Origin of the sequence: Pseudomonas sp. UBA6562, from assembly GCF_002434265.1 — a bacterium.
Classification (GTDB): domain Bacteria; phylum Pseudomonadota; class Gammaproteobacteria; order Pseudomonadales; family Pseudomonadaceae; genus Aquipseudomonas.
Map to the genome: position 1 here is coordinate 26,420 of NZ_DJJS01000005.1, position 23,622 is coordinate 50,041.

A 23,622-nucleotide genomic window follows, 5' to 3' on the forward strand; every position below is an offset into this window, starting at 1 on the left:
TGCACACGCTCCCTGAAGAAATTTCGCTCACTTGATTCGTCATCGCGGGGCGTTTTTGTTCTTCAGAGCCCGCGGATACCCGAGAGTTATCGGCTGACATCGCGTTCGCTGAAACGCTTTTTCAGCAGAATTTTCCTAGGAAAATCTGGCTATAGGCCATTACTGACGGTAGCTGTTTTCCAGCCAGCGCCGGTGCGCAGGTAGGGAAGGGAGCCGAAACGGACGCGGGCCGCCTACCAGGCAGCCCGCGTTCGGAGCGATCGGTTTACAGGTTGCGGGCGTTGAACGTATCGCACTGGGTGGCGTCACCCTGTTCGAAACCGGTTTTGAACCAGCGTACACGCTGCTGCGAGGTGCCGTGGGTGAACGAATCGGGAACCACACGGCCCTGGCCTTGCTGCTGCAAACGGTCGTCGCCAATGGCGTTGGCCGCGTTCAGCGCCTCGTCCACATCGCCCGGTTCCAGCCAGTTCAGGCGTTTCTGCGCCTGGTAGGCCCAGACCCCGGCGAAGCAGTCGGCTTGCAGTTCCTGGCGCACCAGCAGACCGTTGGCGCCTTCCATGCGCTCGCCACGTTGGCGGGCAGCCTGCACTTCCTTCGACACGCCGAGCAGGGTTTGCACGTGGTGGCCGATTTCATGGGCGATCACATACGCCTGGGCGAAATCGCCGGCGGCGGAAAAGCGGGTTTCCATTTCGCGGAAGAACGACATGTCCAGGTACACGCGCTGGTCGGCGGGGCAGTAGAACGGCCCGACCGCCGCCGAAGCGAAACCGCAGGCCGAATTGACTTGGCCGCTGAACAGCACCAGCTTGGGGTCGCGGTACTGTTGGCCCGATTGGGCGAACAGGGCTTTCCAGGTGTCTTCGGTATCGCCCAGGATCGAGGCGACGAAGTCGGCCTGCTGGTCGTTGGCCGGAGGCGCCTTGCCCTCGGTGCCGGCGGGCGCCGCCTGGCGCTGCTCGACATGGCCGCCTTGCCCGGTCAGTTGGCCGAGGATCTGCAACGGGTCCTGGCCGGTCAGCCAGCCGATGCCGACGATCAGCAGGATCGCCCCCAGGCCCAAGCCTTTGCCACCGCCGAAGCGCATACCGCCGCCTCCGCCCCCCGAACCTCGGGCATCCACTACGTTGTCGCTACGCCGGCCTTTTCGCCAATCCATGAGAGTCTCCTGCAATAAGCTGTATGAGCTTCGCGCGACGCGATTAGTTCAGGCGGTCGAAGCATCGAAAACGGGCACCTTATCCATAACCAATTCGATAAGCGATAGGGCGGTCTTTTCAATGTTCGGCGGCGTTTACCTCACGGAAACTGCATGTCCGTCTGCCACGCCCAGGCGCCCACAATTCCAAGAGAGGACAATGGCCATGCCCGCCGAGGACAATCGCCGCTTCGTGATCCGTGATCGCAACTGGCACCCCAAAGCCCTGACCCCCGACTACAAGACCTCGATCGCCCGTTCGCCGCGCCAGGCGCTGGTGAGCATTCCACAGTCGATCAGCGAAACCACCGGCCCGAACTTCGCCCACCTGGGCTTCGGCGAACACGACCACGACCTGCTGCTCAATTTCGACCACGGCGGCCTGCCCATCGGCGAGCGCATCATCGTCGCCGGGCGCGTACTGGACCAGTATGGCCGTCCTGTACCTAACACCTTGGTGGAAATGTGGCAGGCCAATGCCGGTGGCCGCTATCGGCACAAGAACGACCGCTACCTGGCACCGCTCGATCCGAACTTCGGCGGCGTGGGTCGCTGCCTGACCGACCGCGACGGCTTCTACAGCTTCCGCACCATCAAGCCCGGCCCCTATCCCTGGCGCAACGGCCCCAACGACTGGCGCCCGGCGCACATCCACTTCTCCGTGAGCGGCCCTTCGATCGCCACCAAATTGATCACCCAGCTATATTTCGAGGGCGATCCGTTGATCCCGCTGTGCCCGATCGTCAAATCCATCGCCAACCCCGAGGCGGTGCAGCAACTGATCGCCAAGCTCGACATGGGCAACGCCAACCCGATGGACTGCCTGGCCTACCGCTTCGACATCGTCCTGCGCGGCCAGCGCCAGACCCATTTCGAGAACCGCTGAGGAATCCTACATGCCTATTCAACTGCTGCCGGAAACCCCCTCGCAGACGGCGGGGCCTTACGTGCACATCGGCCTGGCGCTACAGGCCGCCGGCAATCCGCCCAGGCCCGAGGAAATCTGGAACCGCCTGGCCAAACCCGAAGCGCCCGGCGAGCACATCCTGCTGATCGGCCATGTCTACGATGGCAACGGACATTTGGTGCGCGATTCGTTTTTGGAGGTGTGGCAGGCCGACGCCGACGGCCGCTACCACGAGGACTACAACCTGGAAAACGCCTTCAACAGCTTCGGCCGCACCGCCACCACCTTCGACGCGGGGGAGTGGACGCTGCATACGGTGAAACCGGGCGTGGTGAGCAACGCGGCGGGCGTGCCGATGGCGCCGCACATCAACGTCAGCCTGTTCGCCCGGGGCATCAACATCCACTTGCACACGCGGCTGTATTTCGACGACGAGACCGAGGCCAACGGCCGATGCCCGGTGCTCAACCTGATCGAACAGCCCCAGCGCCGCGAAACCCTGATCGCCCGGCGCTGCGAGGTGGACGGCAAGACGGCCTATCGGTTCGACATGCGTATCCAGGGCGAAGGGGAGACGGTGTTCTTCGATTTCTGAACCCCGGTAGATAGCGGCGGGTTCGGCACTCCGATCGAGCGCGATGACCAAGGCTCATCCCCTGTGGGAGCGGCTTGAGCCGCGATGGCCGGCAGCGCCGGCCTAATGGTCGCGATGCCGCTCGACAGGGAGTAAGGGGTGCCTGATCTAGGGCGGCGTTGCCGCCCATCGCGACTGAAGTCGCTCCTACAGCTCCTACAGCTCCCACAGCATTCACAGCATTCACAGCATTCACAGCACCCACAGGGTTCGCAGGGTCCATAGGATCCAAAGAACCCACCGACCTCAACGCCGAACCAGCAACACGCCACTTTCCATATGGTGGGTATACGGGAACTGGTCGAACAACGCGCAGCGCTCGATGCGGTGGGTGTCGTGCAGTTGGGCGATGTTGGCCGCCAGGGTCTCGGGGTTGCAGGAGATGTACAGGATGCGCTCGAAGCGCCGGGTCAGCTCGCAGGTGTCCGGGTCCATGCCGGCGCGCGGCGGGTCGACGAACACGGTGCCGAAGGCGTACCGCTTGAGGTCGATGCCCTGCAGGCGGCGGAACGGCCGCACCTCGTTCAGCGCCTGGGTCAGCTCTTCGGCCGACAGGCGCACCAGGGTCACGTTGTCGATGCCGTTCTCGTCCAGGTTGCTCAGTGCGGCATTGACCGACGTCTTGCTGATCTCGGTGGCCAGCACCTGACGCACCCGGGTGGCCAGCGGCAGGGTGAAGTTGCCGTTGCCGCAGTACAGTTCGAGCAGGTCGTCGTCGCGCTCGCCGATAGCCTCGAAGGCCCAGCCCAGCATCTTCTGGTTCACCGTGCCGTTGGGCTGGGTGAACGCACCTTCCGGCTGGCGATAGCTGAACACCCGGCCGGCGACTTCGAGTTTCTCCAGCGCATAGTCGCGGCCGATCACCAGGCGCTTGCCCTTCGAACGGCCGACCACGCTCACCTGCAACTCGCCGGCCAGCGCTTGCGCAGCGGCTTCCCAGGCTTCGTCGAGGGGGCGGTGGTAGCACAGGGTGACCATCGCATCGCCCGCCAGGGTGGTGAGGAATTCCACCTGGAACAGACGGTTGCTCAGTGCTTCGCTGGCCTGCCAGGCTGCCTTGAGGCGTGGCATCAGGTCGTTGATGCGCTGGCTGGCGATGGGGAAGTCGTCGATCAGGATCGCTTGGTGCTTCTCGCCGGGCGCGAACATCGCATAGTGGCGGTCGCCGCCTTCGCGCCACAGGCGAAACTCGGCGCGCAGCCGGTAATGTGCCTGGGGCGAGTCGAACACCTGCGGCGCGGGCGCGTCGAACGGCGCCAGCAGCGCGCGCAGGCGCTCGGCCTTGGCGTTCAGTTGCTCGGTGTAGGTGGTAGGGTCGAAAGCGGCACTCATGCGTTGAACCAGCCCAGCTTGATGACGAACAGAATGGACAGGATCACCAGCGCCGCGTTCAGGTCGCGGTAGCGGCCGGAGATCAGCTTGATGGCGGTCCAGGCGATGAAGCCGAAGGCGATGCCGTTGGCGATCGAGTAGGTCAGCGGCATGGCCAGGGCGGTCACCACTACCGGCGCGGCTTCGGTGATGTCGTCCCAGTTGATTTCCGCCAGGCCCGAGGCCATCAGCACCGCCACGAACAGCAGCGCCGGCGCGGTGGCGAAGGCCGGCACACTGCCGGCCAGCGGGGCGAAGAACAGCGCCAGCAGGAACAGCACGGCGACCACGATGGCGGTAAGGCCCGTACGGCCACCGGCGCTGACGCCTGCGGCCGACTCGATGTAGCTGGTGGTGGTCGAGGTGCCCAGCAGCGAACCGGCCATGGCCGCGGTGCTGTCGGCGATCAGGGCGCGGCCCATCTTCGGCATGTGGCCGTCCTTGCCCATCAAACCGGCGCGCTTGGCCACGCCGATCAGGGTGCCGGAGTTGTCGAACAGGTCGACGAAGAGGAAGGCGAAGATCACGCTGATCAGCGCCACGTCGAGGGCGCCGGCGATGTCCAGTTGCAGGAAGGTCGGTGCCAGCGACGGCGGCATCGATACCACGCCTGCGAACGGCGTCACGCCCAGCGCGATGGAAGCCACGGTCACGGCCAGGATGCCGATCAGCACCGCACCGCGCACCTTCAACGCTTCCAGGCCGACGATCAGGAAGAAGCCCAGGGTGGCGAGGATCGGCGCGGGGTTGCGCAGGTCGCCCAGGCCCACCAGGGTCGCCGGGTTATCGACGACGATGCCGGCGTTGTGCAGGGCGATCAGCGCCAGGAACAGGCCGATGCCGGCGGCGATGGCCGAGCGCAACGGCAGCGGAATGCTGTTGACGATCCACTCGCGGATGCGCAGCACCGAGAGCACGAAGAACAGCACCGCCGAAACGAACACCGCGCCCAGCGCGACCTGCCAGGTGTGGCCCTGGTGCAGCACCACGGTGTAGGTGAAGAAGGCGTTCAGCCCCATCCCCGGCGCCAGGGCGATGGGGTAGTTGGCGATCAGGCCCATGGTCACCGAGCCGATGGCCGCCGCCAGGCAGGTGGCGACGAACAATGCGCCCTTGTCCATGCCGGTCTCGCCGAGAATGCTCGGGTTGACGAACAGGATGTAGGCCATGGCCAGGAAGGTGGTGACGCCCGCCAGTATCTCGGTGCGCACGTTGGTGTTGTGTGCTCTTAGTTGAAACAGCCTTTCCAGCATGCCCGCTCCCAAGTCGCCGTCGGCGCCGTGAATGTATCGACCCCAAGAGCAAAGCACAGGCGGCGAAGGCTGCCGTGTTTTATCCGGGGCGGAAAAAAGCCGCGCATCATACCAGCATGCTTGGCGAGCGGTAGGTTCTGTCTGAAATGTCGGGTGGCAAGGCGACGCAAGGTGGGCGCGCGGGTGCCTGCAGGCCGTTGCGCGGTCTTCGGCTACACTGCGCATCCGTTTTGGAGCCCAAGCCCGTGCACCTGATCGACTACCGCAACCTGACCCAGGCCCAGCAAGCCCAGGCGCTCGACATCCAGCTGCCGCCCGAACAGCAGCGTCATGCCGGCGACGCGGCCAGTGCGCTGTACCTCGCGCGCAACCCCAGCGAGCAGCAGCGCTGCCTGGTGCTGATGCACGAGCAGGTGCCGCGCGGTCTGCTGTTGCTCCAGCGCGGCGTGTTCCTGCCCGCCTGGGCCGAGGCCGATGCGGCGATGCTGATCGCCTTGCAGGTCGACCGGCGCCATCAGGGCCGCGGCTTGGGCAGTGCATGCATGCAGGCCTTGCCAGGTGTGGTGCGGGCACTGTGGCCGGACATCGGCCGTCTGCAACTGTCGGTGGCGCCCGACAACCACCTGGCGCGGCGGCTCTACCGCCACAGCGGGTGGAGCGACAGCGGGCTGGGCCATCGCGCCCGCGACGGGCACGAACTGAGCATGAGCTTGGTGCTGTGAGCGGCGCTTTACGGGTTGATCTCACTGTGTAGCCGGTCGCGGTTGGCCAGGGTCGGGAACAGCTTGATCCACACCCCGGTCACCAGCAGCGTGCCGACCCCGCCCAGCACCACCGCCGGCACCGTGCCCAGCCAGTGCGCGGTGACCCCCGATTCGAACTCGCCGAGCTGGTTCGAGGCGCCGATGAACAGGCCGTTCACGGCGCTGACCCGGCCGCGCATCTCATCGGGCGTCTCCAACTGCACGAAGGCGCTGCGGATCACCATGCTGATCATGTCGGCCGCGCCCAGCACCACCAGCACCGCCAGCGAGAACCAGAACGACGTCGACAGGCCGAAGGCGATGGTCGCCACACCGAACACGGCCACGGCGGTGAACATGGTGCGCCCCACCTTGCGCTCGAAGGGAAAGCGCGCCAGCCACAGCGACATCAGCAAGGCGCCGACCGCCGGCGCCGAGCGCAACAGGCCCAGGCCCATGGGGCCGGTGAACAGGATGTCCTTGGCGAACACCGGCAACAGCGCCGTGGCGCCGCCCAGCAGCACGGCGAACAGGTCCAGGGAAATGGCGCCGAGGATGTCCTGGCGGCTGCGGATGAAGCGGATGCCGGCCAGCAGCGATTCCAGGCTGGCGCGACCGCGTTGGGCCACTTGCGCACGCACGCTCAGGCTCAGGGTCAGCAGGCAGGCGATGGCGTACAGCAGCACGGTCGGGCCGTACACCCAGAGGCTGCCGAAGGCATACAGGAAGCCGCCCACCGCTGGCGCGACGATGGTCGCCGATTGGCTGGCCGAGGCGGAGGCCGCGACCGCGCGCGGGAACAGCCCCGGCGGCACGATGTTGGGCAGCAGCGCCTGGGTTGCCGGCATCTCGAAGGCGCGGGTGGCGCCGAGCAGGAAAGCCAGCGCGAAGATCAACTCGCGGCTGACGTTGTCGGTGGCGCTGCCCAACGCCAGGCCGAGCGCGATCAGACCTTGCAGGGCCTGGCACAGCGCGGCCACACGGCGCCGGTCGTAGCGGTCGGCGACGTGTCCGGTGTGCAGCATGAACAAGACGCGCGGGGCGAACTCCACCAGCCCGACCAAGCCCAGGTCGAGGACGTTGCCGGTGAGCTGGTAGAGGTGCCAGCCGATGGCCACGGTGAGCATCTGGAACCCGCTGGCGGTGAACACCCGGGCGAACCAGAAGGCGACGAACGGGCGGTGATGGCGAAGTAGAGTGGGTTCGGACATAAAGAAAGTCGTTGGCCTTTAAGAACGGCGCCCTCAGCGTACCACCTGTTTGTAACAAAGGGTTGCTGCTTGCCTGCCTCTACACAGTCCGCTCACCGGGTAAACCCAGTGAGACCTTCCGTCACGCGGCATTCGACCACAGCCCCCACCCGGTGCCAGAGGACTATGCTTGGTCCTATCCGTTGATCTGGATCAAAACGACCCGCGCCGACGGACAGCCGTACCCCCGCGATCCGACCGAACAATTCCAATGCACAGCGCTCGATACACCGGGGGGCAGTGAGCGGAGGGCCGCGTGCCCAGCCGCCGGATCACCTGACGAGGAAAATGCCCATGTTCGGTCTAGAAGCCTTGGAGCTTGCCCGAATCCAGTTCGCCTTCACCGTGTCGTTCCACATCCTGTTTCCCGCCATCACCATCGGTCTGGCCAGCTACCTGGCCGTGCTCGAAGGGCTGTGGCTGAAGACCGACAGGCAGGTCTACCGCGACCTCTACCATTTCTGGTCGAAGATCTTCGCCGTCAACTTCGGCATGGGCGTGGTTTCGGGGTTGGTCATGGCCTACCAGTTCGGCACCAACTGGAGCCGCTTTTCCGAGTTCGCCGGCTCCGTCACCGGCCCCTTGCTGACCTACGAAGTGCTCACCGCCTTCTTCCTCGAAGCGGGCTTCCTCGGCGTCATGCTGTTCGGCTGGAACCGTGTGGGCCGTGGCCTGCACTTCTTCGCCACGCTGATGGTGGCCCTCGGCACGCTGATCTCGACCTTCTGGATCCTGGCTTCCAACAGCTGGATGCAGACGCCGCAAGGCCACGAGATCGTCGACGGGCGAGTGATTCCGGTCGATTGGCTGGCGATCATCTTCAACCCCTCGTTCCCTTACCGCCTGCTGCACATGTCGGTCGCCGCCTTCGTCGCCACGGCGTTCTTCGTCGGCGCTTCGGCGGCCTGGCACCTGCTGCGCGGGCGTGACAATCCGGCAGTGCGCAAGATGCTGTCGATGGCCATGTGGATGGCGTTGATCGTGGCGCCAGTACAGGCGGTGATCGGCGACTTCCACGGCCTCAACACCCTCAAGCACCAGCCGGCGAAGATCGCCGCCATCGAAGGCCACTGGGAAAACCCGCCGGGCGAGCCGACGCCGTTGATCCTCTTCGGGCTGCCGGACATGCAGGCCGAGACCACCCGCTACAAGGTCGAGATTCCGGTGTTGGGCAGCCTGATCCTGACCCACAGCCTCGACAAGCAAGTGCCGGCGCTCAAGGAGTTCGCGCCTGAGGACCGACCCAACTCCACCGTGATCTTCTGGTCGTTCCGGGTGATGGTGGGCCTTGGCATGCTGATGATCCTGGTCGGCCTGTGGAGCCTGTGGCTGCGCCGCACGGGTGGGCTGTACAGCTCGCGGCCCTTCCTCTACCTGGCGCTGTGGATGGGGCCGTCCGGGCTGATCGCCATCCTCGCCGGCTGGTTCACCACCGAAATCGGGCGCCAGCCTTGGGTGGTGTATGGGCTGATGCGCACCGCCGAAGGCGTGTCGAACCACAGCGAAACCCAGCTGGGCTTCACCTTGGTGATGTTCGTGGTGGTGTACTTCGCGCTGTTCGGCACCGGTTTGGGTTACATGATGCGCCTGGTACGCAAGGGCCCGCACACCGGCGAAGGCAACCAGCCGCGGCCGGGCGGCCCTGGGCGCAAACGTACGCCGGCGCGGCCACTGTCGGCCGCCGAAGAAGGCTCTGGCAACGATGCCGGATCCGCGCGTCTGAACGAGGGGAACTGAACCATGGATATCGATCTTCCGCTGGTCTGGGCCGGCATCATCATCTTCGGCGTGATGATGTACGTGGTGATGGACGGCTTCGACCTGGGCATCGGCATGCTCTTTCCCTTCGTCCCGGCCAAGGCCGACCGCGACGTGATGATGAACACCGTGGCGCCGGTCTGGGACGGCAACGAGACTTGGCTGGTGCTCGGCGGGGCGGGGTTGTTCGGCGCTTTCCCGATGGCCTATGCGGTGGTGCTCGAAGCCCTCTACCTGCCGCTGATCCTGATGCTGGTGGGGCTGATCTTCCGCGGCGTGGCCTTCGAGTTCCGCTTCAAGGCCAGGGACGCCAAGCGCCACCTGTGGGACAAAGCCTTCATCGGCGGTTCGCTGGTGGCGACCTTCTTCCAAGGCGTGGCGCTGGGGGCGTTCATCGAGGGCTTCAAAGTGGTCGACCGACACTACGCCGGCGGCTCCCTGGATTGGCTGACCCCGTTCAGCCTGTTCAGCGGGCTGGGGTTGATCGTGGCCTACGCGCTGCTGGGCGCGACCTGGCTGATCATGAAGACCGGCGGCTCCTTGCATCAGCGCATGCACCAACTGGCCAAACCCCTGGCCCTGGTGCTGCTGGCGGTGATCGGCGTAGTCAGCCTGTGGACGCCGCTGGCCTACGGGCAAATCGCCGAACGCTGGTTCAGCCTGCCCAACCTGATCTGGTTCCTGCCCGTGCCGATTCTGGTGCTGGTGACTTTCTACGCCTTGCTCAAGGCGGTGGCGCGCGGCAGCCATTACGCGCCCTTCCTGCTGACCCTGGTACTGATCTTCCTTGGCTACAGCGGCCTGGGCATCAGCCTGTGGCCGAACATCATTCCGCCGTCCGTGTCGATCTGGGAGGCCGCCGCGCCGCCGCAGAGCCAGAGCTTCATGCTGGTGGGCACGCTGTTCATCCTGCCGCTGATCCTGGGCTATACGTTCTGGAGCTATTACGTGTTCCGCGGCAAGGTCGGGCACGACGACGGCTATCACTGAGGAGCGACGTCCTATGAAGCCTGAACCCCATGAGACACCGACGCCCTTGTGGCGGCGACTGGGCTGGCTGGCGCTGATCTGGCTGGCCAGCGTGGCCAGCCTGGGCGTATTCGCCTGGCTGATGCGCCTGTTCATGAGTGCGGCGGGGCTCACCACGCACTGATCGCGCGCGTGCCACCGTCCGGCCCAGGCGCGCTTATTTACGCGCCTTGAGAATGACGAACTTGGGCGTGGCCGCCACCTGCTCCACGCCGCGGAATAGCCGCGCCAGCTTGCTGTGATAGCCCAGGTGGCGATTGCCGACGATGTACAGCGCGCCGCCTACCACCAACGCCTCGCGCGCCTGCTGGAACATGCGCCAGGCGAGGAAGTCACCGACCACCTGCTGCTGGTGGAAGGGTGGATTGCACAGCACCACGTCCAAGGATTGCTTGGGGTGTCCGGCAAGACCGTCTGCGGCCACGAAGTCGGCCGGCCGCTCGCCGAGCGCCGCGCGCCAGTTCTCCTCGGCCGACTGCACCGCCATGTACGACTCGTCCACCAGGGTGTAATGCGCCTCGGGGTTGCTCAGGGCACTGGCGATGGCCAGCACGCCGTTGCCGCAGCCAAGGTCGGCGACCCGTGCGCCGCCGAGGTTGCTCGGCAGATGGGGGAGGAAGGCGCGCGTGCCGATGTCCAGACCTTCGCGGCAGAACACGTTGGCGTGGTTGACCAGCGTCAGCGGCGGCGCATCGAGCAGGTAGCGGGTGGGATAGGGCGAGACGGCGGTTGGCCGTTCGCTGGCGGTGGCCGTCAGCAGGCGGGCCTTCTTCTGCGCCAGCGAGGCCTGCACGGGGCCTATGTACTTTTCCAGCAGGTCGCCTGCGGCGCGCGGCAGGTGCTTGACCATGGCGCCGGCGATCACTTGGGCGCCCGGTGCCAGTTGGCCTTGCAGGCGGATCAGTTGTTCTTCGAGCAGGGCGAGGGTCTTGGGCACGCGTAACAGCACGCAGTCGAACGGCCCCTGCCACGTGGCACTGGCCGGTACGAACGCCACCTCGGGCCTGGCATTGCGCGCCAGGTTCTTGTCCAGCGCCAGATGGGCCAGGTACGAATCGCCACTGCTGACCACCGCCACGCGGCCGCTCAGGCTCGCAGCCAGGGCACCGAAACTGTCGTTGAGCACCAGCACCCGGCTGTGCGCGGCAGGCGCCTGTTCGGCGAAGCGCTGCAGCAGGTACTCGTCGGCAGCGTCGAAGGCCTGCAACGGATCGTTGGCTTGGTCGGGTTGGCGGATCAGGTCGAGATCGGCGAAGGGGGAGGTTAGCGAAGGCATGAGGCGGACCCTGAAGGGAATCGTCCGGTCGCCTGGGCGACCCTGGTTGGGCGCGGATTCTACAGGGCTTTGCTAAAGGAGGGGCAGGCCGGTTTCAGATCATGCCATGCATGGCGGCAATGGCGGTGGCACCGGCTTTGTTCGAGGCGTTGGTCTTGGTGATGACGCTACGGATGTGGAAGTTCACCGTGCTCTGCGACAACGAGAGAATGCAGGCGATGTCGGCGGCGGTCTTGCCCGCGGCAGACCAGCGCAGCACTTCCATTTCCCGGTCGCTCAAGTGCGCGACGGGCGACTCGGCTTCCAAGCGGACCTTGTGGTATTCGCCGAGCAAGGCGTGCAGGGTGTTACAGAGCCACAGGACTTCAGCGCCCTTTTCATAGAACTCGGCCATGCCGATCTTGCCCGAAGGACGCGACACGCTGAGATGGCTTTCGAAACCGCGCAGGCCGTGCACCGCTTGGGTCCAGCCATAGCGCAAGCCATGTTTGCAGGCAGCGTGGCGGTACCGTGGGCAGGCCGCGAAATGCGTTTCGTCCCACAGCACCGGCAGCGTGGTGTGATGGCACATGGATCTGATCGGATCGATCTGGCTCAGCTCTTCACGCTCGTACTGCTCGTTCCACTCGGGCGGGTAGTTGTTGTAGCACAGCAGATTGATGCCGCGGGCCACGCTTTGCACGTGCAGACGCAAGCCCAGGTGGGTCATGCCCAAAGCTTGGGCCAATTCGATCGAGCGGTCAAAGATCGCGGTGGGCTCTCGTTTTTCCAGCAGATCATGCAATTGTCTGGACGTCCAATGTGGCATTGCGATTCCCCGGAGACTCTATCTATCAGGTGAAGACAGTACCCAGTGTAGGGAATGTCTGGAAATGGAGTTCTGCTTTTTCGCTATAAGCGTCTTTCGGTTTAATCATTTAGAACGGTTGGCACTATAGGCCCGTGCCTTGCGTGGTTTTTATCCGGGCGGCTTTGCGCCACACTGGCGTACCTGTTTTCCGGAGTGCCCCATGACCGACAGCGCCGACAAGTTCACCGCACAGACCCTGCTGGACGTAAAACCGTTGACCCCGAGCCTGTTCAGTCTGCGGGTGACTCGCGACGCCGGTTTTCGCTTCCGCTCCGGCCAGTTCGCCCGTCTGGGGGTGACCAAGGCCGATGGCAGCATCGCCTGGCGTGCCTATTCGATGGTCAGCGCGCCCCATGACGAATACCTGGATTTCTTTTCAATTGTTGTGCCAGGTGGAGAGTTCACCAGCGAGCTGAGCCGCCTAGGCCAGGGCGATACCCTGCTCATCGACCGCCAGGCCTTCGGTTACCTGACTTTGGATCGCTTCGTCGGCGGTCGTGACCTGTGGCTGCTGGCCACTGGCACCGGCATCGCGCCGTTCATGTCGATCCTGCAAGACTTCGAGGCCTGGGAGCGTTTCGAGTCGATCAAGCTGGTGTATTCGGTGCGTGAGGCCAAGGAGCTGGCCTACCTCGACGAGATCGCCGGGCTCGAGCAGCGCGACTATCTGGCCGAGTTCGCCGGCAAGCTGCAATTCATCCCGGTGGTCACCCGTGAAGCGCATCCGGGTGCACTGAATGCGCGCATCACCACGCTGATCGAAACCGGTGAGCTGGAACGGGCGGCGGGGCTGGCGTTCTCGCCCGAGCATTCGCGCATCATGCTCTGCGGCAACCCGCAGATGATCGACGACACGCGCCAGGCATTGAAGGCACGGGATCTGCAATTGAGCTTGAGCCGGCGACCTGGGCAGGTGGCGGTGGAGAACTACTGGTAATTAAAGAAGGGTAAAGGCGAAGGGCCGCCTTGTGCGGCCCTTTCGCATGGGCTCAGGGCAGTCTGTTCTGGTTTTGCGTCTTGAGCAGGTCGCGGATTTCGGTCAGCAGCGTCTCTTGCGGCGTTGGGGTCGGTGGTGCGCTCGGGGCGACCGCTTCTTCGCGCTTGAGGCGATTGATGGCCTTCACGCCCATGAAGATGGCGAAGGCGACGATGATGAAGTCGATCACGGTCTGGATGAATTTGCCGTAGGCCAATACCACGGCCGGCACATCGCCTTGGGCGGCCTTGAGGGTGATGGCCAGGTCGCTGAAGTCGACGCCGCCGATCAGCAGCCCCAGCGGTGGCATGATCACATCACCGACGAACGACGAGACGATCTTGCCGAACGCCGCACCGATGATGATGCCGACGGCCATATCGACGACGTTGCCTTTGACCGCGAAGGCCTTGAATTCCTTGATCACGCTCATGCTGTGTTTCCTTGTAACTAATTGAGAATGTGCTCGCAGTGTAGCCAGCATCGGTTGCATGCGTTGCGCATGCTGCAAGTGACTGTATTGCCAGCCAATAGTTTTAGCCGATGAGCGCCTGCAGTGCGGATGCGAGGGTCGGTTATGATGGTGGCTTTTTCCAGGAGACCGACCCATGGCCAAGGCCAAGCGCTTGTATGGCTGCACCGAGTGCGGCGCCACCTTTCCCAAATGGGCGGGCCAGTGCGGCGAGTGCGGCGCCTGGAACACCCTGGTGGAAACCCAGATCGAGAGCGGCGGTGCGGCCGCGCCCAGCAGCGGACGGGCCGGCTGGACCGGCCAGCAGGCGCAGCTCAAGACCCTTGCCGAAGTCAGCGTCGAGGAAATCCCGCGTTTCACCACCAGCAGCGGCGAGCTCGACCGGGTGCTGGGCGGCGGCCTGGTCGATGGCTCGGTGGTGCTGATCGGCGGCGACCCCGGCATCGGCAAGTCGACCATCCTCTTGCAGACCCTGTGCAACATCGCCACGCACATGCCCGCGCTGTACGTCACCGGCGAGGAGTCGCAGCAGCAGGTGGCGATGCGCTCGCGCCGTCTGGGCCTGCCCCAGGACCAGCTCAAGGTGATGACAGAAACCTGCATCGAGACCATCATCGCCACCGCCCGCGTGGAAAAGCCGCGGGTAATGGTCATCGACTCGATCCAGACCATCTTCACCGAACAGCTGCAATCGGCGCCGGGCGGTGTGGCCCAGGTACGGGAAAGCACGGCGCTGCTGGTGCGCTACGCCAAGCAGAGCGGCACGGCGATCTTCCTGGTCGGCCACGTTACCAAGGAAGGCTCGCTGGCCGGGCCACGCGTGCTCGAGCACATGGTCGATACCGTGCTGTATTTCGAGGGCGAGTCCGACGGCCGTCTACGCCTGTTGCGGGCGGTGAAGAACCGTTTCGGCGCGATCAACGAACTGGGCGTGTTCGGCATGACCGACCGGGGTTTGAAAGAGGTGTCCAACCCATCGGCGATCTTCCTCAACCGCGCCCAGGAAGCGGTGCCGGGCAGCGTGGTCATGGCCACCTGGGAAGGCACGCGGCCCATGCTGGTCGAAGTGCAGGCGCTGGTCGACGACAGCCATCTGTCCAACCCGCGGCGGGTGACCCTGGGCCTGGATCAGAACCGCCTGGCCATGCTGCTGGCCGTGCTGCACCGCCACGGCGGCATTCCCACCCACGACCAAGACGTGTTCCTCAACGTGGTCGGCGGGGTCAAGGTGCTGGAAACCGCATCCGACCTGGCCTTGCTCGCGGCGGTGATGTCCAGCCTGCGCAACCGGCCGCTGGCCCACGGCTTGCTGGTGTTCGGCGAGGTCGGCCTGTCGGGCGAGGTACGGCCGGTGCCCAGTGGTCAGGAGCGGCTCAAGGAAGCGGCCAAGCACGGCTTCAAACGCGCCATCGTGCCCAAGGGCAACGCGCCCAAGGATGCGCCGGCGGGGTTGCAGGTGATTGCGGTGACGCGGTTGGAGCAGGCGTTGGATGCGTTGTTCGAGGAGTGATGCTTCGTGCCTGCGGCCTGCCAACTGCTTTGGCCTGAAGAGAAAACCCCGCATAGGCGATGCCGTTCACTCAACTCCGACGTTGCCCCGTCCAGGGCTGTACATCAGCCCTGACCCAGGCGATGCGCTACTGCCAAGCTGCTGGTGTCGTAGCCATCGGGCCGGCGATGCCGGCCATCGCGGCTAAAGCCGCTCCAACAAGAGCGCAGTACTGTTGGAGCGGCTTTAGCCGCGATGGACCGCAAAGCGGTCCCAGTACAGGCTACGCCCAATGGTGGTCAGTAAGCGTCAAGCGGCGGTCGGTTCGGCGCATTCACGAGAGTGCACGGATAAAAAAGAGGCCTCGACGATGCGCACCGGGCCCCTGCGCCCGAGCGGGCAATCGGTTCAGTGCTCCGCCACCGCCTTGCGCCGTGCCGAGGGCGTGTCGGTCGCTTCGGCGTCGAGCAGTGGTACTTCGTGTCCTTCGGCATCGTACAGGTGGCCGTCCTTGAAGTAGTCGCCGTCGCGCAGGGCCGAGATGTCCGAATAGTGGATGGTGCGCTCGTAGCCGGCGGCGAACACCGAGGGGTTCTGCGGATTGCCGGCGGTGAAGTGGTTGAACATCAGGTTGAGCGCGATGGCCATGATCGCGGCCGAGCTGATGCCCGAATGGAAGATGGTCTCGAACCAGCTGGGGAACTGGTGGTAGAAGGTCGGTGCGGCGATGGGGATCATGCCGAAGCCGAGCGAGGCCGCGACGATGATCAGGTTGACGTTGTTCTGGTAGCCGACCTTCGACAGGGTACGGATGCCACTGGCCGCCACCGTACCGAACAGCACGATCCCGGCACCACCGAGCACCGGCGTAGGGACTGCGGCGATCACCCGGCCCATCACCGGCAGCAGGCCGAGCACCACCAGGATCACGCCACCGGTGGCCACCACGTAACGGCTCTTGACTCCAGTGACTGCCACCAGGCCGACGTTCTGGGCGAAGGCGCTCTGCGTGAAGGAACCGAACAACGGCGCCAGGATGCTCGATGCCATGTCCGCGCGCAGGCCATTGCCCAGGCGCTTGGAATCGACCTTGGTGCCGATGATGTCGCCCACGGCGAGGATGTCGGCCGAGGTTTCCACCAGGGTCACCATGATCACGATGCACATCGACAGGATCGCGGCGAGGTGGAAGGTCGGCATGCCGAAGTGCAGCGGGGTGGGCATCGCCAGCATCGGGCCTTGGCCGACGCCGCTGAAGTCGGCCATGCCCAGCGCCCAGGCGATCAACGTGCCGATCACCATCGCCAGCAGAATCGACAGGCGCGACAGCGCGCCGCTGCCGATCTTGCTCAGCAGCAGCACGATGGCGAAGGTCAATGCGGCCAGGCCGATATTGGCCACGCTGCCGTAATCGGCGGCAGCGCTGTTGCCGCCCATCACCCAACGTGCGGCGACCGGCATCAGGGTCAGGCCGATGGTGGTGATGACGATGCCGGTGACCAGCGGCGGGAAGAATTGCGTGATGCGCGAGAACACCGGGGTGATCAGCAGGCCGATCAAGGAAGCCGCCATCACCGCGCCCAACACGGCGGGCATGCCGCCACCGCCTTCGGTGCCGAGAATCGCGCCCATGGTCGCCACGCCGGCGAACGACACCCCTTGCACCAACGGCAACTGACAGCCGAAAAACGGCAGGCCCAGGGTCTGCAGCAGGGTCGCCAAGCCGCCTGCGAACAGCGAGGCGGCGATCAGCAGGCCGATGTCCGCCGGGGCCATGCCGGCAGCCTGACCGAGGATCAGCGGCACGGCGACGATACCGCCGTACATGGTCAGGACGTGTTGCAGACCATAGGCGAGGTTGGCGCCCAGACCGAGGTTTTCGTCCTCGGGCCGGGCGGGGGAGGAGGTGCTATGGGACGTGGTCATGGAGCAGGCTCTCTCGAATTATTGTTGTGGCGCTACCGGTATGAATCGTACCGAAGGCGTTGTATCGATTGTATACAATAATTCGAATATGGCCTCGATCAGCCCCTTTTAAGCCCTGATCGAGGCATGCCAAAACGCTTTATTACAAGGCGTATTACCTGTGCTAGAGCGGTGTGTACAAAGCACCGAGCATCGCCAATAAAGTTGTCCGACTGGACAGAAAAGCGCATCTGGCGACTTAGTTGGCCCGCTAAATGACCTCAATCTTCGATAAGTTCGCCCAGTTCCCGCTGCATTTCCGTTTCATCGGCCAGATTCAATTCCACCAGGCGATGCAGGTGGCTGATCGAATCGATATCCATCGAGGTGCAAGCGAAGCCCAGCCGGCCCGCCTCTTCATGGCGCAGTTCGACCTGCATGCGTACCAGGACATCGGCGCCCAGTTGTACCCTCGCTTCGAACGGCTGGGTGAGGTCGACTGGCCAGGCGGCCGGGCGCTCGATCAACAGGCCCTTGAGCGACAGATCGATGAGTGCGACCGGCCAGCACTGCCCGTGCTGGCAGAGTTGCGTGGCGGCATCGAAAGGAATGCGTTGGAAACGTCGACGTTCGCGGCTATCGCCCATGTTGGAACCCTCGGAAGTGCGTCGGATGCGCGTGGCGGATGGCGTTCGCGCGAGGGCTGGCGAATGTGTCTGCAAAGGCTCTAGACCAAAGCAGATGTGGCAATGCGCAAGCACTCGCCCTAGACTCGGTGAGCGGCGTTATTCCAATAATCCAGCTGGAAGTAAAACCATGAACAACAATAATAGCCTGCTGCGCCACATACCGTGGCTAGCGCTGGCAGTCCTGGGGGCCTGTGCGCTGGGCGTAGTCGCCCTGCGTCGGGGCGAAGCGGTCAATGCCTTGTGGATCGTGGTCGCGGCGGTTGCCCTGTACCTCGTCGCCTACCGTTACTACAGCCTGTTCATCGCCACCAAGGTGATGCAACTCGACCCGCGCCGGGCGACGCCTGCGGTGCTCAACAACGACGGTCTGGACTACGTGCCGACCAACAAGCACATCCTCTTCGGCCACCACTTCGCGGCCATCGCCGGTGCCGGCCCCTTGGTCGGCCCAGTGCTGGCGGCGCAGATGGGCTATCTGCCCGGCACCCTGTGGCTCATCGCCGGCGTGGTCCTGGCCGGCGCGGTGCAGGACTTCATGGTGCTGTTCCTCTCCACCCGGCGTAACGGCCGCTCGCTGGGCGACATGGTGCGCGAGGAGATGGGCCGCATTCCCGGCACCATCGCCCTGTTCGGTTGCTTCCTGATCATGATCATCATCCTCGCGGTGCTGGCGCTGATCGTGGTGAAGGCCCTGGCGGAAAGCCCATGGGGCATGTTCACGGTGATGGCGACCATCCCGATCGCGATGTTCATGGGCATCTACATGCGCTATATCCGCCCAGGGCGCATCGGCGAGATTTCCCTGATCGGCGTGGTGCTGTTGCTGCTGTCGATCTGGGTCGGTGGCCTGGTCGCCGCCGATCCGGTGTGGGGCCCGGCCTTCACCTTCACCGGCGTGCAGATCACCTGGATGCTGGTGGGCTACGGCTTCGTCGCCGCCGTGCTGCCGGTATGGCTGGTGCTGGCGCCACGCGATTACCTTTCTACCTTCCTCAAGATCGGCACCATCCTGGCCCTGGCCATCGGCATTCTGATCCTTGCGCCTGAGCTGAAGATGCCGGCCCTGACCCAGTTCACCGACGGCACGGGCCCGGTGTGGAAGGGTGCGCTGTTCCCGTTCCTGTTCATCACCATCGCCTGTGGCGCGGTCTCGGGCTTCCACGCGCTGATCTCTTCGGGCACCACGCCCAAGCTGCTGGACAACGAAACCAACGCCCGCTACATCGGCTACGGCGGCATGCTGATGGAGTCGTTCGTCGCCATCATGGCCATGGTCGCCGCTTCGGTGATCGAGCCCGGCGTGTACTTCGCCATGAACAGCCCGGCGGCCATCGTCGGCAGCGACGTGGTGTCGGTGGCGCAGACCGTCAGCAGCTGGGGCTTCATGATCACCCCCGACCAGCTCGAGGCGGTGGCCCGCGACATCGGTGAGCACACCATCCTGGCCCGTGCCGGCGGCGCGCCGACCCTGGCCGTGGGCATCGCGCAGATCCTGCACCAGGTGCTGCCGGGCGAGAACACCATGGCCTTCTGGTACCACTTCGCCATTCTGTTCGAAGCGCTGTTCATCCTCACCGCCGTCGATGCCGGTACCCGCGCCGGCCGCTTCATGTTGCAGGACCTGCTCGGCAGCTTCGTGCCGGCGCTCAAGCGCACCGAGTCGTGGGTCGCCAACATGATCGCCACGGCCGGTTGCGTGGCGCTGTGGGGTTACCTGCTGTATCAAGGCGTGATCGATCCGCTGGGTGGCATCAATACCCTGTGGCCGCTGTTCGGCATCTCCAACCAGATGCTGGCCGGTATCGCCCTGATGCTCGGCGCCGTGGTGCTGGTCAAGATGAAGCGTCAGCAATACGTGTGGGTGACCTTGTTGCCGGCCATATGGCTGCTGATCTGCACCACCACCGCCAGCCTGATCAAGCTGTTCGACGCCAACCCGGCAGTCGGTTTCCTGGCCCTGGCGAACAAGTACAGCACCGCGCTGCAAGCCGGTCAGGTGCTGGCGCCGGCCAAGGACATCGGGCAGATGCAGCACGTGGTGTACAACGCCTACACCAACGCCGGCCTGACCGTGCTGTTCCTGGTGGTGGTGTTCAGCATCCTGTTCTTCGCCTTGAAAGTCGGCTACCGCGCCTGGAACCACAAGGAACGCACCGACAAGGAAACCCCGTTCCAGGCTCTGCCTGAAGCATAACCAGAGAGGGCCGCGGCCATGTTCAACGACCTGGGACGACTGGGTAAGTACCTTGGGCAGGCCGCCCGCCTGATGGTGGGCATGCCTGACTACGACAACTACGTCGAGCACATGCAGCGCACACACCCGGACCAGCCGGTGATGAGCTACGAGGCATTCTTCCGCGAACGCCAGGAAGCCCGTTACGGCGGCAAGGCCGGACCCAAGTGCTGTTAGGCGTGGCCCGCAACGTGCTGACCGAAGCGCAAGCGAACCGGCCTGCGCGCCGTACCTTTGCGGCGTACTTGCCCTTACGCTACACCCTGCCCGAACCTGTGGGAGCCCGGACAACCGCGCTCCCACATTCATTTTCGGCTCCATGGAGGTATCTGCGTGCAAACGCCCATTCCCGTCACCGTCCTCACCGGCTTCCTCGGCGCCGGCAAGACCACCTTGCTCAAGCACATGCTCAAGGCCGAGCACGGTCTGAAGATCGCCGTGATCGAAAACGAATTCAGCGAAGTCGGCATCGATAGCCAGTTGCTCGGCGACGAGCCGGTGCAGGTCATGACCCTGGCCAACGGTTGCGTGTGCTGCACCATCCACGGCGACCTGACCCGTGCCCTGTATCTGCTGCTCGAACGGCTCGACGCCGGCGAAATCGCGTTCGACCGCTTGGTGATCGAGTGCACGGGCCTGGCCGATCCGGCACCTGTGGCGCAAACCTTCTTCATCGACGAAGAGCTGCGCGAGCGCTACCTGCTCGACGGCATCATCACCTTGGTCGACGCCCTGCACGCGGACGTTCACTTGACCCAGACCATCGCCCAGGCGCAGGTGGGTTTCGCCGATCGCCTGCTGCTGAGCAAGACCGACCTGGTGGAGCCTGCCGCCGTCGAAGCCTTGCGCGAGCGGCTGGGCCGGATCAACGGGCGCGCCGCGATTCGGGTGGTCGAGCAAGGGCGCATCGAACTTGCCGAGTTGCTCGACGTGCGCGGCTTCAACCTCAATCCGGACTTGGGCCTGCGCCCGACGCCGAGCCTGCGTCCGGTGCTCAAACCGGCCACGCCCGACCGCATTTCCACCTTGGTGCTGCGCAGCGACACGGCGCTGGACATCGACCGCCTCAGCGATTTCATGAACGAGCTGCTGGAAGAACACGGCAAGCAGTTGCTGCGCTACAAAGGTGTGCTGAACATTGCCGGCGACGAGCGCCGCCTAGTGTTTCAGGGTGTGCTCAAACTATACGGTTTCGATTGGGACGCCGAATGGCGCGAGGGCGAAGCGCGCGAGAGCGTCATGGTGTTCATCGGCGATGAGTTGCCGGAGCAGCAGATCAAGGCGGGGTTCGCGGCGCTGAGCAGGAATCCGGCGACGACAGCGCCGGACTGATTGCGCTTCAGCATTCATGAGGCGTGTTGGCAGTACCGTGTTTCATGGGCTGCTCACGCTTCGTCGGGATGGCTGACCCATGGCACGTTTCTCGCCATGATCGTCAGCGTCCATGGCAGCGGTGTGCCTTCGGCACGGGTCAGGTAAGTGTGCTGCGAGTAGCTGCGTCTGCCCAGGACGATCGGCTTGCCACCCGCTTCCAGCATGACGGAATGGGCGTCGTCCGGTAGGCCGTCGAGGTCGACGTCCTGGCCATCGGGTGTCTTGAGCATCACCGGTTGCGGATTGGATTCGTACGTCGAGCCCAGGCTGAGGTACATGCCGTCGACCAGCTTGATGCCTTTGCCGAAGTGCTTTCCCGGCTCACGCACGTACAGCCGATAGCCGGACTCGGTATGGCGGAAGTAGAGCAGCAGTGGCGCCGCATGTTCGCTGGGCTGGCAGCCGAGCAGGTTCGAATCGTTGCGTACCGTGCTGGCCAGCCCTGGCAGCACGCCAGCACCGCCCAGGCGGTTGACCCACACGGGCGAGCCGTGCAGAGACTCCAAGGTGTGCACCGGGTGGGCACCGAGGCTCAAGTTACCCAGAAAGGAGAGTTGGCGTGGCGTGGGCATGGTCCAGGTTCCTGACGTCGAAAAAGGGGCATCCTCCTGCGACCGGTCTCGACGCAACAGCTGGCACCGCTTCCGTCCGGACGGCGCGATGCCGAACGCGTGGTTCGTGCCACCGTCCTGGGCGCCGACCTTTCCCATCGCCCATGAAAAAGCCCGGCTAAAAAGCCAGGCCTCTTTGCACCACTGCGATTACTGACCGTAGACCGGCAGCTTCTTGCAGATGGCCTGGACCTTCTCACGCACGGCGCCGATCACCGCTTCGTTGTCCAGGTCGGCCAGGATGTCGCAGATCCAGCCGGCCAGCTCGCGGCATTCGGCTTCCTTGAAGCCGCGGGTGGTCACGGCCGGGGTGCCGAAGCGCAGGCCCGAAGTGACGAACGGCGAGCGTGGGTCGTTCGGCACCGAGTTCTTGTTCACGGTGATGAACGCTTTGCCCAGGGCTGCGTCGGCGTCTTTGCCGGAGATCTCCTGCTTGATCAGCGAGAGCAGGAACAGGTGGTTCTCGGTACCGCCGGAGACCACGTCGAAACCGCGCTCGATGAACACGCCGGCCATGGCCTGGGCGTTTTTCACCACTTGCTGCTGGTAGGCCTTGAACTCAGGCTGCAGCGCTTCCTTGAAGCAGATCGCCTTGGCTGCGATGACGTGTTCCAGCGGGCCGCCCTGGGCGCCGGGGAAGACGGCCGAGTTGAGTTTCTTCTCGATGTCGGCGTTGGCACGGGCCAGGATCAGGCCGCCACGCGGGCCGCGCAGGGTCTTGTGGGTGGTGGTGGTGACCACGTCGGCGAACGGCACCGGGTTGGGGTACACACCCGCCGCGACCAGACCGGCGACGTGGGCCATGTCGACGAACAGGTAGGCACCGACCTTGTCGGCGATTTCGCGGAAGCGTGGGAAGTCCAGCACCTGCGAGTAGGCCGAGAAGCCGGCGACGATCATTTTCGGCTTGTGTTCAACCGCCAGACGCTCGACTTCGTCGTAGTCGATCAGGCCGTTGCCGTCGATGCCGTACTGCACGGCGTTGTACAGCTTGCCCGACGAGCTGACGCTGGCGCCGTGGGTCAGGTGGCCGCCGTGGGCCAGGCTCATGCCCAGGATGGTGTCGCCGGCCGACAGCAGGGCCAGGTAGACCGCGGCGTTGGCCTGGGAACCGGCGTGCGGCTGGACGTTGGCGTAGTCGGCGCCGAACAGTTGCTTGGCGCGGTCGATGGCCAGCTGCTCGACCACGTCGACGTGCTCGCAGCCACCGTAGTAGCGCTTGCCTGGGTAGCCTTCGGCGTACTTGTTGGTCAGCACCGAGCCCTGGGCTTCCATGACGGCCGGGCTGGTGTAGTTTTCCGACGCGATCAACTCGATGTGATCCTCCTGGCGCAGCGCTTCTTGCTGCATGGCTTCGAAGAGCTCTGCGTCGTACTTGGCAATGGTCAAATCACGGCTGAACATGGCGGTCCTCAAGGATCGGGCTGGAAAGGGCAGGCATTCTATCCCATTGCGCCGCCGCAGCGCAGCCGCGAGCGGCGAGTGGCGACGTACGAGCGCCAAGCGGCCAATTGACTACCCGCGCGGCCGTCAATCCGACAAAACCGGGTACTCGGGCACTGGTATGCAACGAAGGCGTGCGAAGCGCCGGATGCTCGACG

At 64.6% G+C, this 23,622-nt stretch carries 22 protein-coding genes; 11 read left to right on the forward strand and 11 right to left on the reverse strand.

Features of this window, described 5'->3' with window-relative positions; translation table 11 throughout:
• Nucleotides 1-265: 265 nt before the first annotated feature.
• A complete protein-coding gene (gene ypfJ / locus B4M43_RS06770; protein WP_296265390.1) occupies nt 266-1,162 on the reverse strand; it encodes a KPN_02809 family neutral zinc metallopeptidase in 897 nt (298 codons plus the stop codon).
• 205 nt (nt 1,163-1,367) lie between these two features.
• Between ypfJ and pcaH the strand changes: the two genes are divergently transcribed.
• Together pcaH and pcaG are read left to right on the forward strand one after the other, a co-directional pair.
• Nucleotides 1,368-2,087 (forward strand): protocatechuate 3,4-dioxygenase subunit beta, encoded by a 720-nt coding sequence (gene pcaH, locus B4M43_RS06775; RefSeq protein WP_296265392.1) that lies wholly within the window; start codon nt 1,368-1,370, stop codon nt 2,085-2,087.
• Between the two features lie 10 nt (nt 2,088-2,097).
• Nucleotides 2,098-2,703 carry a protocatechuate 3,4-dioxygenase subunit alpha gene (pcaG, locus tag B4M43_RS06780; protein ID WP_296265394.1) on the forward strand — a complete coding sequence of 202 codons (606 nt, stop codon included), beginning with the start codon at nt 2,098-2,100 and terminating at the stop codon, nt 2,701-2,703.
• 285 nt (nt 2,704-2,988) lie between these two features.
• Here pcaG and trmA read toward each other — a convergent pair whose 3' ends face one another.
• Together trmA and B4M43_RS06790 are read right to left on the reverse strand one after the other, a co-directional pair.
• Nucleotides 2,989-4,074 carry a tRNA (uridine(54)-C5)-methyltransferase TrmA gene (gene trmA / locus B4M43_RS06785; protein ID WP_296265396.1) on the reverse strand — a complete coding sequence of 362 codons (1,086 nt, stop codon included), beginning with the start codon at nt 4,072-4,074 and terminating at the stop codon, nt 2,989-2,991.
• Nucleotides 4,071-5,366, reverse strand: a complete 1,296-nt coding sequence (locus tag B4M43_RS06790; RefSeq protein WP_296265398.1) for an NCS2 family permease — start codon at nt 5,364-5,366, stop codon at nt 4,071-4,073. The genes trmA and B4M43_RS06790 overlap by 4 nt, the downstream gene beginning before the upstream one ends.
• 245 nt (nt 5,367-5,611) lie before the next feature.
• Between B4M43_RS06790 and B4M43_RS06795 the strand changes: the two genes are divergently transcribed.
• Complete coding sequence (locus tag B4M43_RS06795) at nt 5,612-6,088, forward strand: GNAT family N-acetyltransferase (RefSeq protein WP_296265400.1); 477 nt, start codon at nt 5,612-5,614, stop codon at nt 6,086-6,088.
• Between the two features lie 8 nt (nt 6,089-6,096).
• On the opposite strand, the gene B4M43_RS06800 is transcribed toward B4M43_RS06795, so the two are convergent.
• Entirely contained in the window at nt 6,097-7,320 is a 1,224-nt protein-coding gene (locus tag B4M43_RS06800) for an MFS transporter (protein ID WP_296265401.1), read from the reverse strand.
• A 333-nt stretch (nt 7,321-7,653) separates the two neighbouring features.
• Between B4M43_RS06800 and B4M43_RS06805 the strand changes: the two genes are divergently transcribed.
• From B4M43_RS06805 to B4M43_RS06815, 3 genes are read left to right on the forward strand one after another with little or no spacing between them, the layout of a single operon-like run.
• The gene (locus B4M43_RS06805) at nt 7,654-9,096 is read left to right on the forward strand and encodes a cytochrome ubiquinol oxidase subunit I (RefSeq protein WP_296265405.1); all 1,443 of its coding nucleotides are present in this window, start codon (nt 7,654-7,656) and stop codon (nt 9,094-9,096) included.
• 3 nt (nt 9,097-9,099) lie between these two features.
• Nucleotides 9,100-10,107: a cytochrome d ubiquinol oxidase subunit II gene (cydB, locus tag B4M43_RS06810; protein WP_296265407.1), complete on the forward strand. Its 1,008-nt coding sequence runs from the start codon at nt 9,100-9,102 to the stop codon at nt 10,105-10,107.
• Between the two features lie 13 nt (nt 10,108-10,120).
• Complete coding sequence (locus B4M43_RS06815) at nt 10,121-10,270, forward strand: DUF2474 domain-containing protein (RefSeq protein ID WP_296265408.1); 150 nt, start codon at nt 10,121-10,123, stop codon at nt 10,268-10,270.
• A 33-nt stretch (nt 10,271-10,303) separates the two neighbouring features.
• Here the strand turns inward: B4M43_RS06815 and B4M43_RS06820 are convergent, their stop codons facing one another.
• Together B4M43_RS06820 and B4M43_RS06825 are read right to left on the reverse strand one after the other, a co-directional pair.
• A complete protein-coding gene (locus B4M43_RS06820; protein WP_296265409.1) occupies nt 10,304-11,422 on the reverse strand; it encodes a methyltransferase in 1,119 nt (372 codons plus the stop codon).
• Nucleotides 11,423-11,516: 94 nt separating this feature from the next.
• Nucleotides 11,517-12,230, reverse strand: a complete 714-nt coding sequence (locus B4M43_RS06825; protein WP_296265412.1) for an autoinducer binding domain-containing protein — start codon at nt 12,228-12,230, stop codon at nt 11,517-11,519.
• A gap of 202 nt (nt 12,231-12,432) precedes the next feature.
• Here B4M43_RS06825 and B4M43_RS06830 point away from each other — a divergent pair, with 202 nt between their 5' ends.
• On the forward strand, nt 12,433-13,209 hold the full coding sequence (locus B4M43_RS06830) for a ferredoxin--NADP reductase (protein ID WP_296265414.1): 777 nt from the start codon (nt 12,433-12,435) through the stop codon (nt 13,207-13,209).
• 52 nt (nt 13,210-13,261) lie between these two features.
• Here the strand turns inward: B4M43_RS06830 and mscL are convergent, their stop codons facing one another.
• The gene (mscL, locus tag B4M43_RS06835) at nt 13,262-13,681 is read right to left on the reverse strand and encodes a large-conductance mechanosensitive channel protein MscL (protein WP_028696186.1); all 420 of its coding nucleotides are present in this window, start codon (nt 13,679-13,681) and stop codon (nt 13,262-13,264) included.
• Between the two features lie 175 nt (nt 13,682-13,856).
• Here mscL and radA point away from each other — a divergent pair, with 175 nt between their 5' ends.
• Nucleotides 13,857-15,230, forward strand: coding sequence for a DNA repair protein RadA (gene radA / locus B4M43_RS06840; protein WP_296265417.1), 1,374 nt, complete (start codon nt 13,857-13,859; stop codon nt 15,228-15,230).
• A gap of 387 nt (nt 15,231-15,617) precedes the next feature.
• Here the strand turns inward: radA and B4M43_RS06845 are convergent, their stop codons facing one another.
• Together B4M43_RS06845 and B4M43_RS06850 are read right to left on the reverse strand one after the other, a co-directional pair.
• Nucleotides 15,618-17,135 carry a nucleobase:cation symporter-2 family protein gene (locus B4M43_RS06845; RefSeq protein ID WP_296265420.1) on the reverse strand — a complete coding sequence of 506 codons (1,518 nt, stop codon included), beginning with the start codon at nt 17,133-17,135 and terminating at the stop codon, nt 15,618-15,620.
• A gap of 260 nt (nt 17,136-17,395) precedes the next feature.
• Nucleotides 17,396-17,761 carry a PilZ domain-containing protein gene (locus tag B4M43_RS06850; protein ID WP_296265422.1) on the reverse strand — a complete coding sequence of 122 codons (366 nt, stop codon included), beginning with the start codon at nt 17,759-17,761 and terminating at the stop codon, nt 17,396-17,398.
• Nucleotides 17,762-17,930: 169 nt separating this feature from the next.
• Between B4M43_RS06850 and B4M43_RS06855 the strand changes: the two genes are divergently transcribed.
• The 3 genes from B4M43_RS06855 (at nt 17,931) to yjiA (ending at nt 21,368) form a co-directional block, all read left to right on the forward strand.
• Nucleotides 17,931-19,997, forward strand: a complete 2,067-nt coding sequence (locus tag B4M43_RS06855) for a carbon starvation CstA family protein (protein ID WP_296265423.1) — start codon at nt 17,931-17,933, stop codon at nt 19,995-19,997.
• An 18-nt stretch (nt 19,998-20,015) separates the two neighbouring features.
• Entirely contained in the window at nt 20,016-20,213 is a 198-nt protein-coding gene (locus tag B4M43_RS06860; protein ID WP_296265425.1) for a YbdD/YjiX family protein, read from the forward strand.
• Between the two features lie 156 nt (nt 20,214-20,369).
• The gene (yjiA, locus tag B4M43_RS06865) at nt 20,370-21,368 is read left to right on the forward strand and encodes a GTPase (RefSeq protein WP_296265428.1); all 999 of its coding nucleotides are present in this window, start codon (nt 20,370-20,372) and stop codon (nt 21,366-21,368) included.
• A 53-nt stretch (nt 21,369-21,421) separates the two neighbouring features.
• Here yjiA and B4M43_RS06870 read toward each other — a convergent pair whose 3' ends face one another.
• Both B4M43_RS06870 and glyA read right to left on the reverse strand, forming a co-directional pair.
• Complete coding sequence (locus tag B4M43_RS06870) at nt 21,422-21,982, reverse strand: hypothetical protein (RefSeq protein WP_296265430.1); 561 nt, start codon at nt 21,980-21,982, stop codon at nt 21,422-21,424.
• Nucleotides 21,983-22,171: 189 nt separating this feature from the next.
• Nucleotides 22,172-23,425 (reverse strand): serine hydroxymethyltransferase, encoded by a 1,254-nt coding sequence (gene glyA, locus B4M43_RS06875; protein ID WP_296265432.1) that lies wholly within the window; start codon nt 23,423-23,425, stop codon nt 22,172-22,174.
• Nucleotides 23,426-23,622 lie beyond the last annotated feature (197 nt).

Bases quoted from the DNA above. Each gene is read 5' to 3' on its own strand.
- ypfJ (WP_296265390.1), bottom strand. From the start codon at position 1,162: ATGGATTGGCGAAAAGGCCGGCGTAGCGACAACGTAGTGGATGCCCGA.
- pcaH (WP_296265392.1), top strand. From the start codon at position 1,368: ATGCCCGCCGAGGACAATCGCCGCTTCGTGATCCGTGATCGCAACTGG.
- pcaG (WP_296265394.1), top strand. From the start codon at position 2,098: ATGCCTATTCAACTGCTGCCGGAAACCCCCTCGCAGACGGCGGGGCCT.
- trmA (WP_296265396.1), bottom strand. From the start codon at position 4,074: ATGAGTGCCGCTTTCGACCCTACCACCTACACCGAGCAACTGAACGCC.
- B4M43_RS06790 (WP_296265398.1), bottom strand. From the start codon at position 5,366: ATGCTGGAAAGGCTGTTTCAACTAAGAGCACACAACACCAACGTGCGC.
- B4M43_RS06800 (WP_296265401.1), bottom strand. From the start codon at position 7,320: ATGTCCGAACCCACTCTACTTCGCCATCACCGCCCGTTCGTCGCCTTC.
- B4M43_RS06805 (WP_296265405.1), top strand. From the start codon at position 7,654: ATGTTCGGTCTAGAAGCCTTGGAGCTTGCCCGAATCCAGTTCGCCTTC.
- cydB (WP_296265407.1), top strand. From the start codon at position 9,100: ATGGATATCGATCTTCCGCTGGTCTGGGCCGGCATCATCATCTTCGGC.
- B4M43_RS06815 (WP_296265408.1), top strand. From the start codon at position 10,121: ATGAAGCCTGAACCCCATGAGACACCGACGCCCTTGTGGCGGCGACTG.
- B4M43_RS06820 (WP_296265409.1), bottom strand. From the start codon at position 11,422: ATGCCTTCGCTAACCTCCCCCTTCGCCGATCTCGACCTGATCCGCCAA.
- B4M43_RS06825 (WP_296265412.1), bottom strand. From the start codon at position 12,230: ATGCCACATTGGACGTCCAGACAATTGCATGATCTGCTGGAAAAACGA.
- B4M43_RS06830 (WP_296265414.1), top strand. From the start codon at position 12,433: ATGACCGACAGCGCCGACAAGTTCACCGCACAGACCCTGCTGGACGTA.
- mscL (WP_028696186.1), bottom strand. From the start codon at position 13,681: ATGAGCGTGATCAAGGAATTCAAGGCCTTCGCGGTCAAAGGCAACGTC.
- radA (WP_296265417.1), top strand. From the start codon at position 13,857: ATGGCCAAGGCCAAGCGCTTGTATGGCTGCACCGAGTGCGGCGCCACC.
- B4M43_RS06845 (WP_296265420.1), bottom strand. From the start codon at position 17,135: ATGACCACGTCCCATAGCACCTCCTCCCCCGCCCGGCCCGAGGACGAA.
- B4M43_RS06850 (WP_296265422.1), bottom strand. From the start codon at position 17,761: ATGGGCGATAGCCGCGAACGTCGACGTTTCCAACGCATTCCTTTCGAT.
- B4M43_RS06855 (WP_296265423.1), top strand. From the start codon at position 17,931: ATGAACAACAATAATAGCCTGCTGCGCCACATACCGTGGCTAGCGCTG.
- B4M43_RS06860 (WP_296265425.1), top strand. From the start codon at position 20,016: ATGTTCAACGACCTGGGACGACTGGGTAAGTACCTTGGGCAGGCCGCC.
- B4M43_RS06870 (WP_296265430.1), bottom strand. From the start codon at position 21,982: ATGCCCACGCCACGCCAACTCTCCTTTCTGGGTAACTTGAGCCTCGGT.
- glyA (WP_296265432.1), bottom strand. From the start codon at position 23,425: ATGTTCAGCCGTGATTTGACCATTGCCAAGTACGACGCAGAGCTCTTC.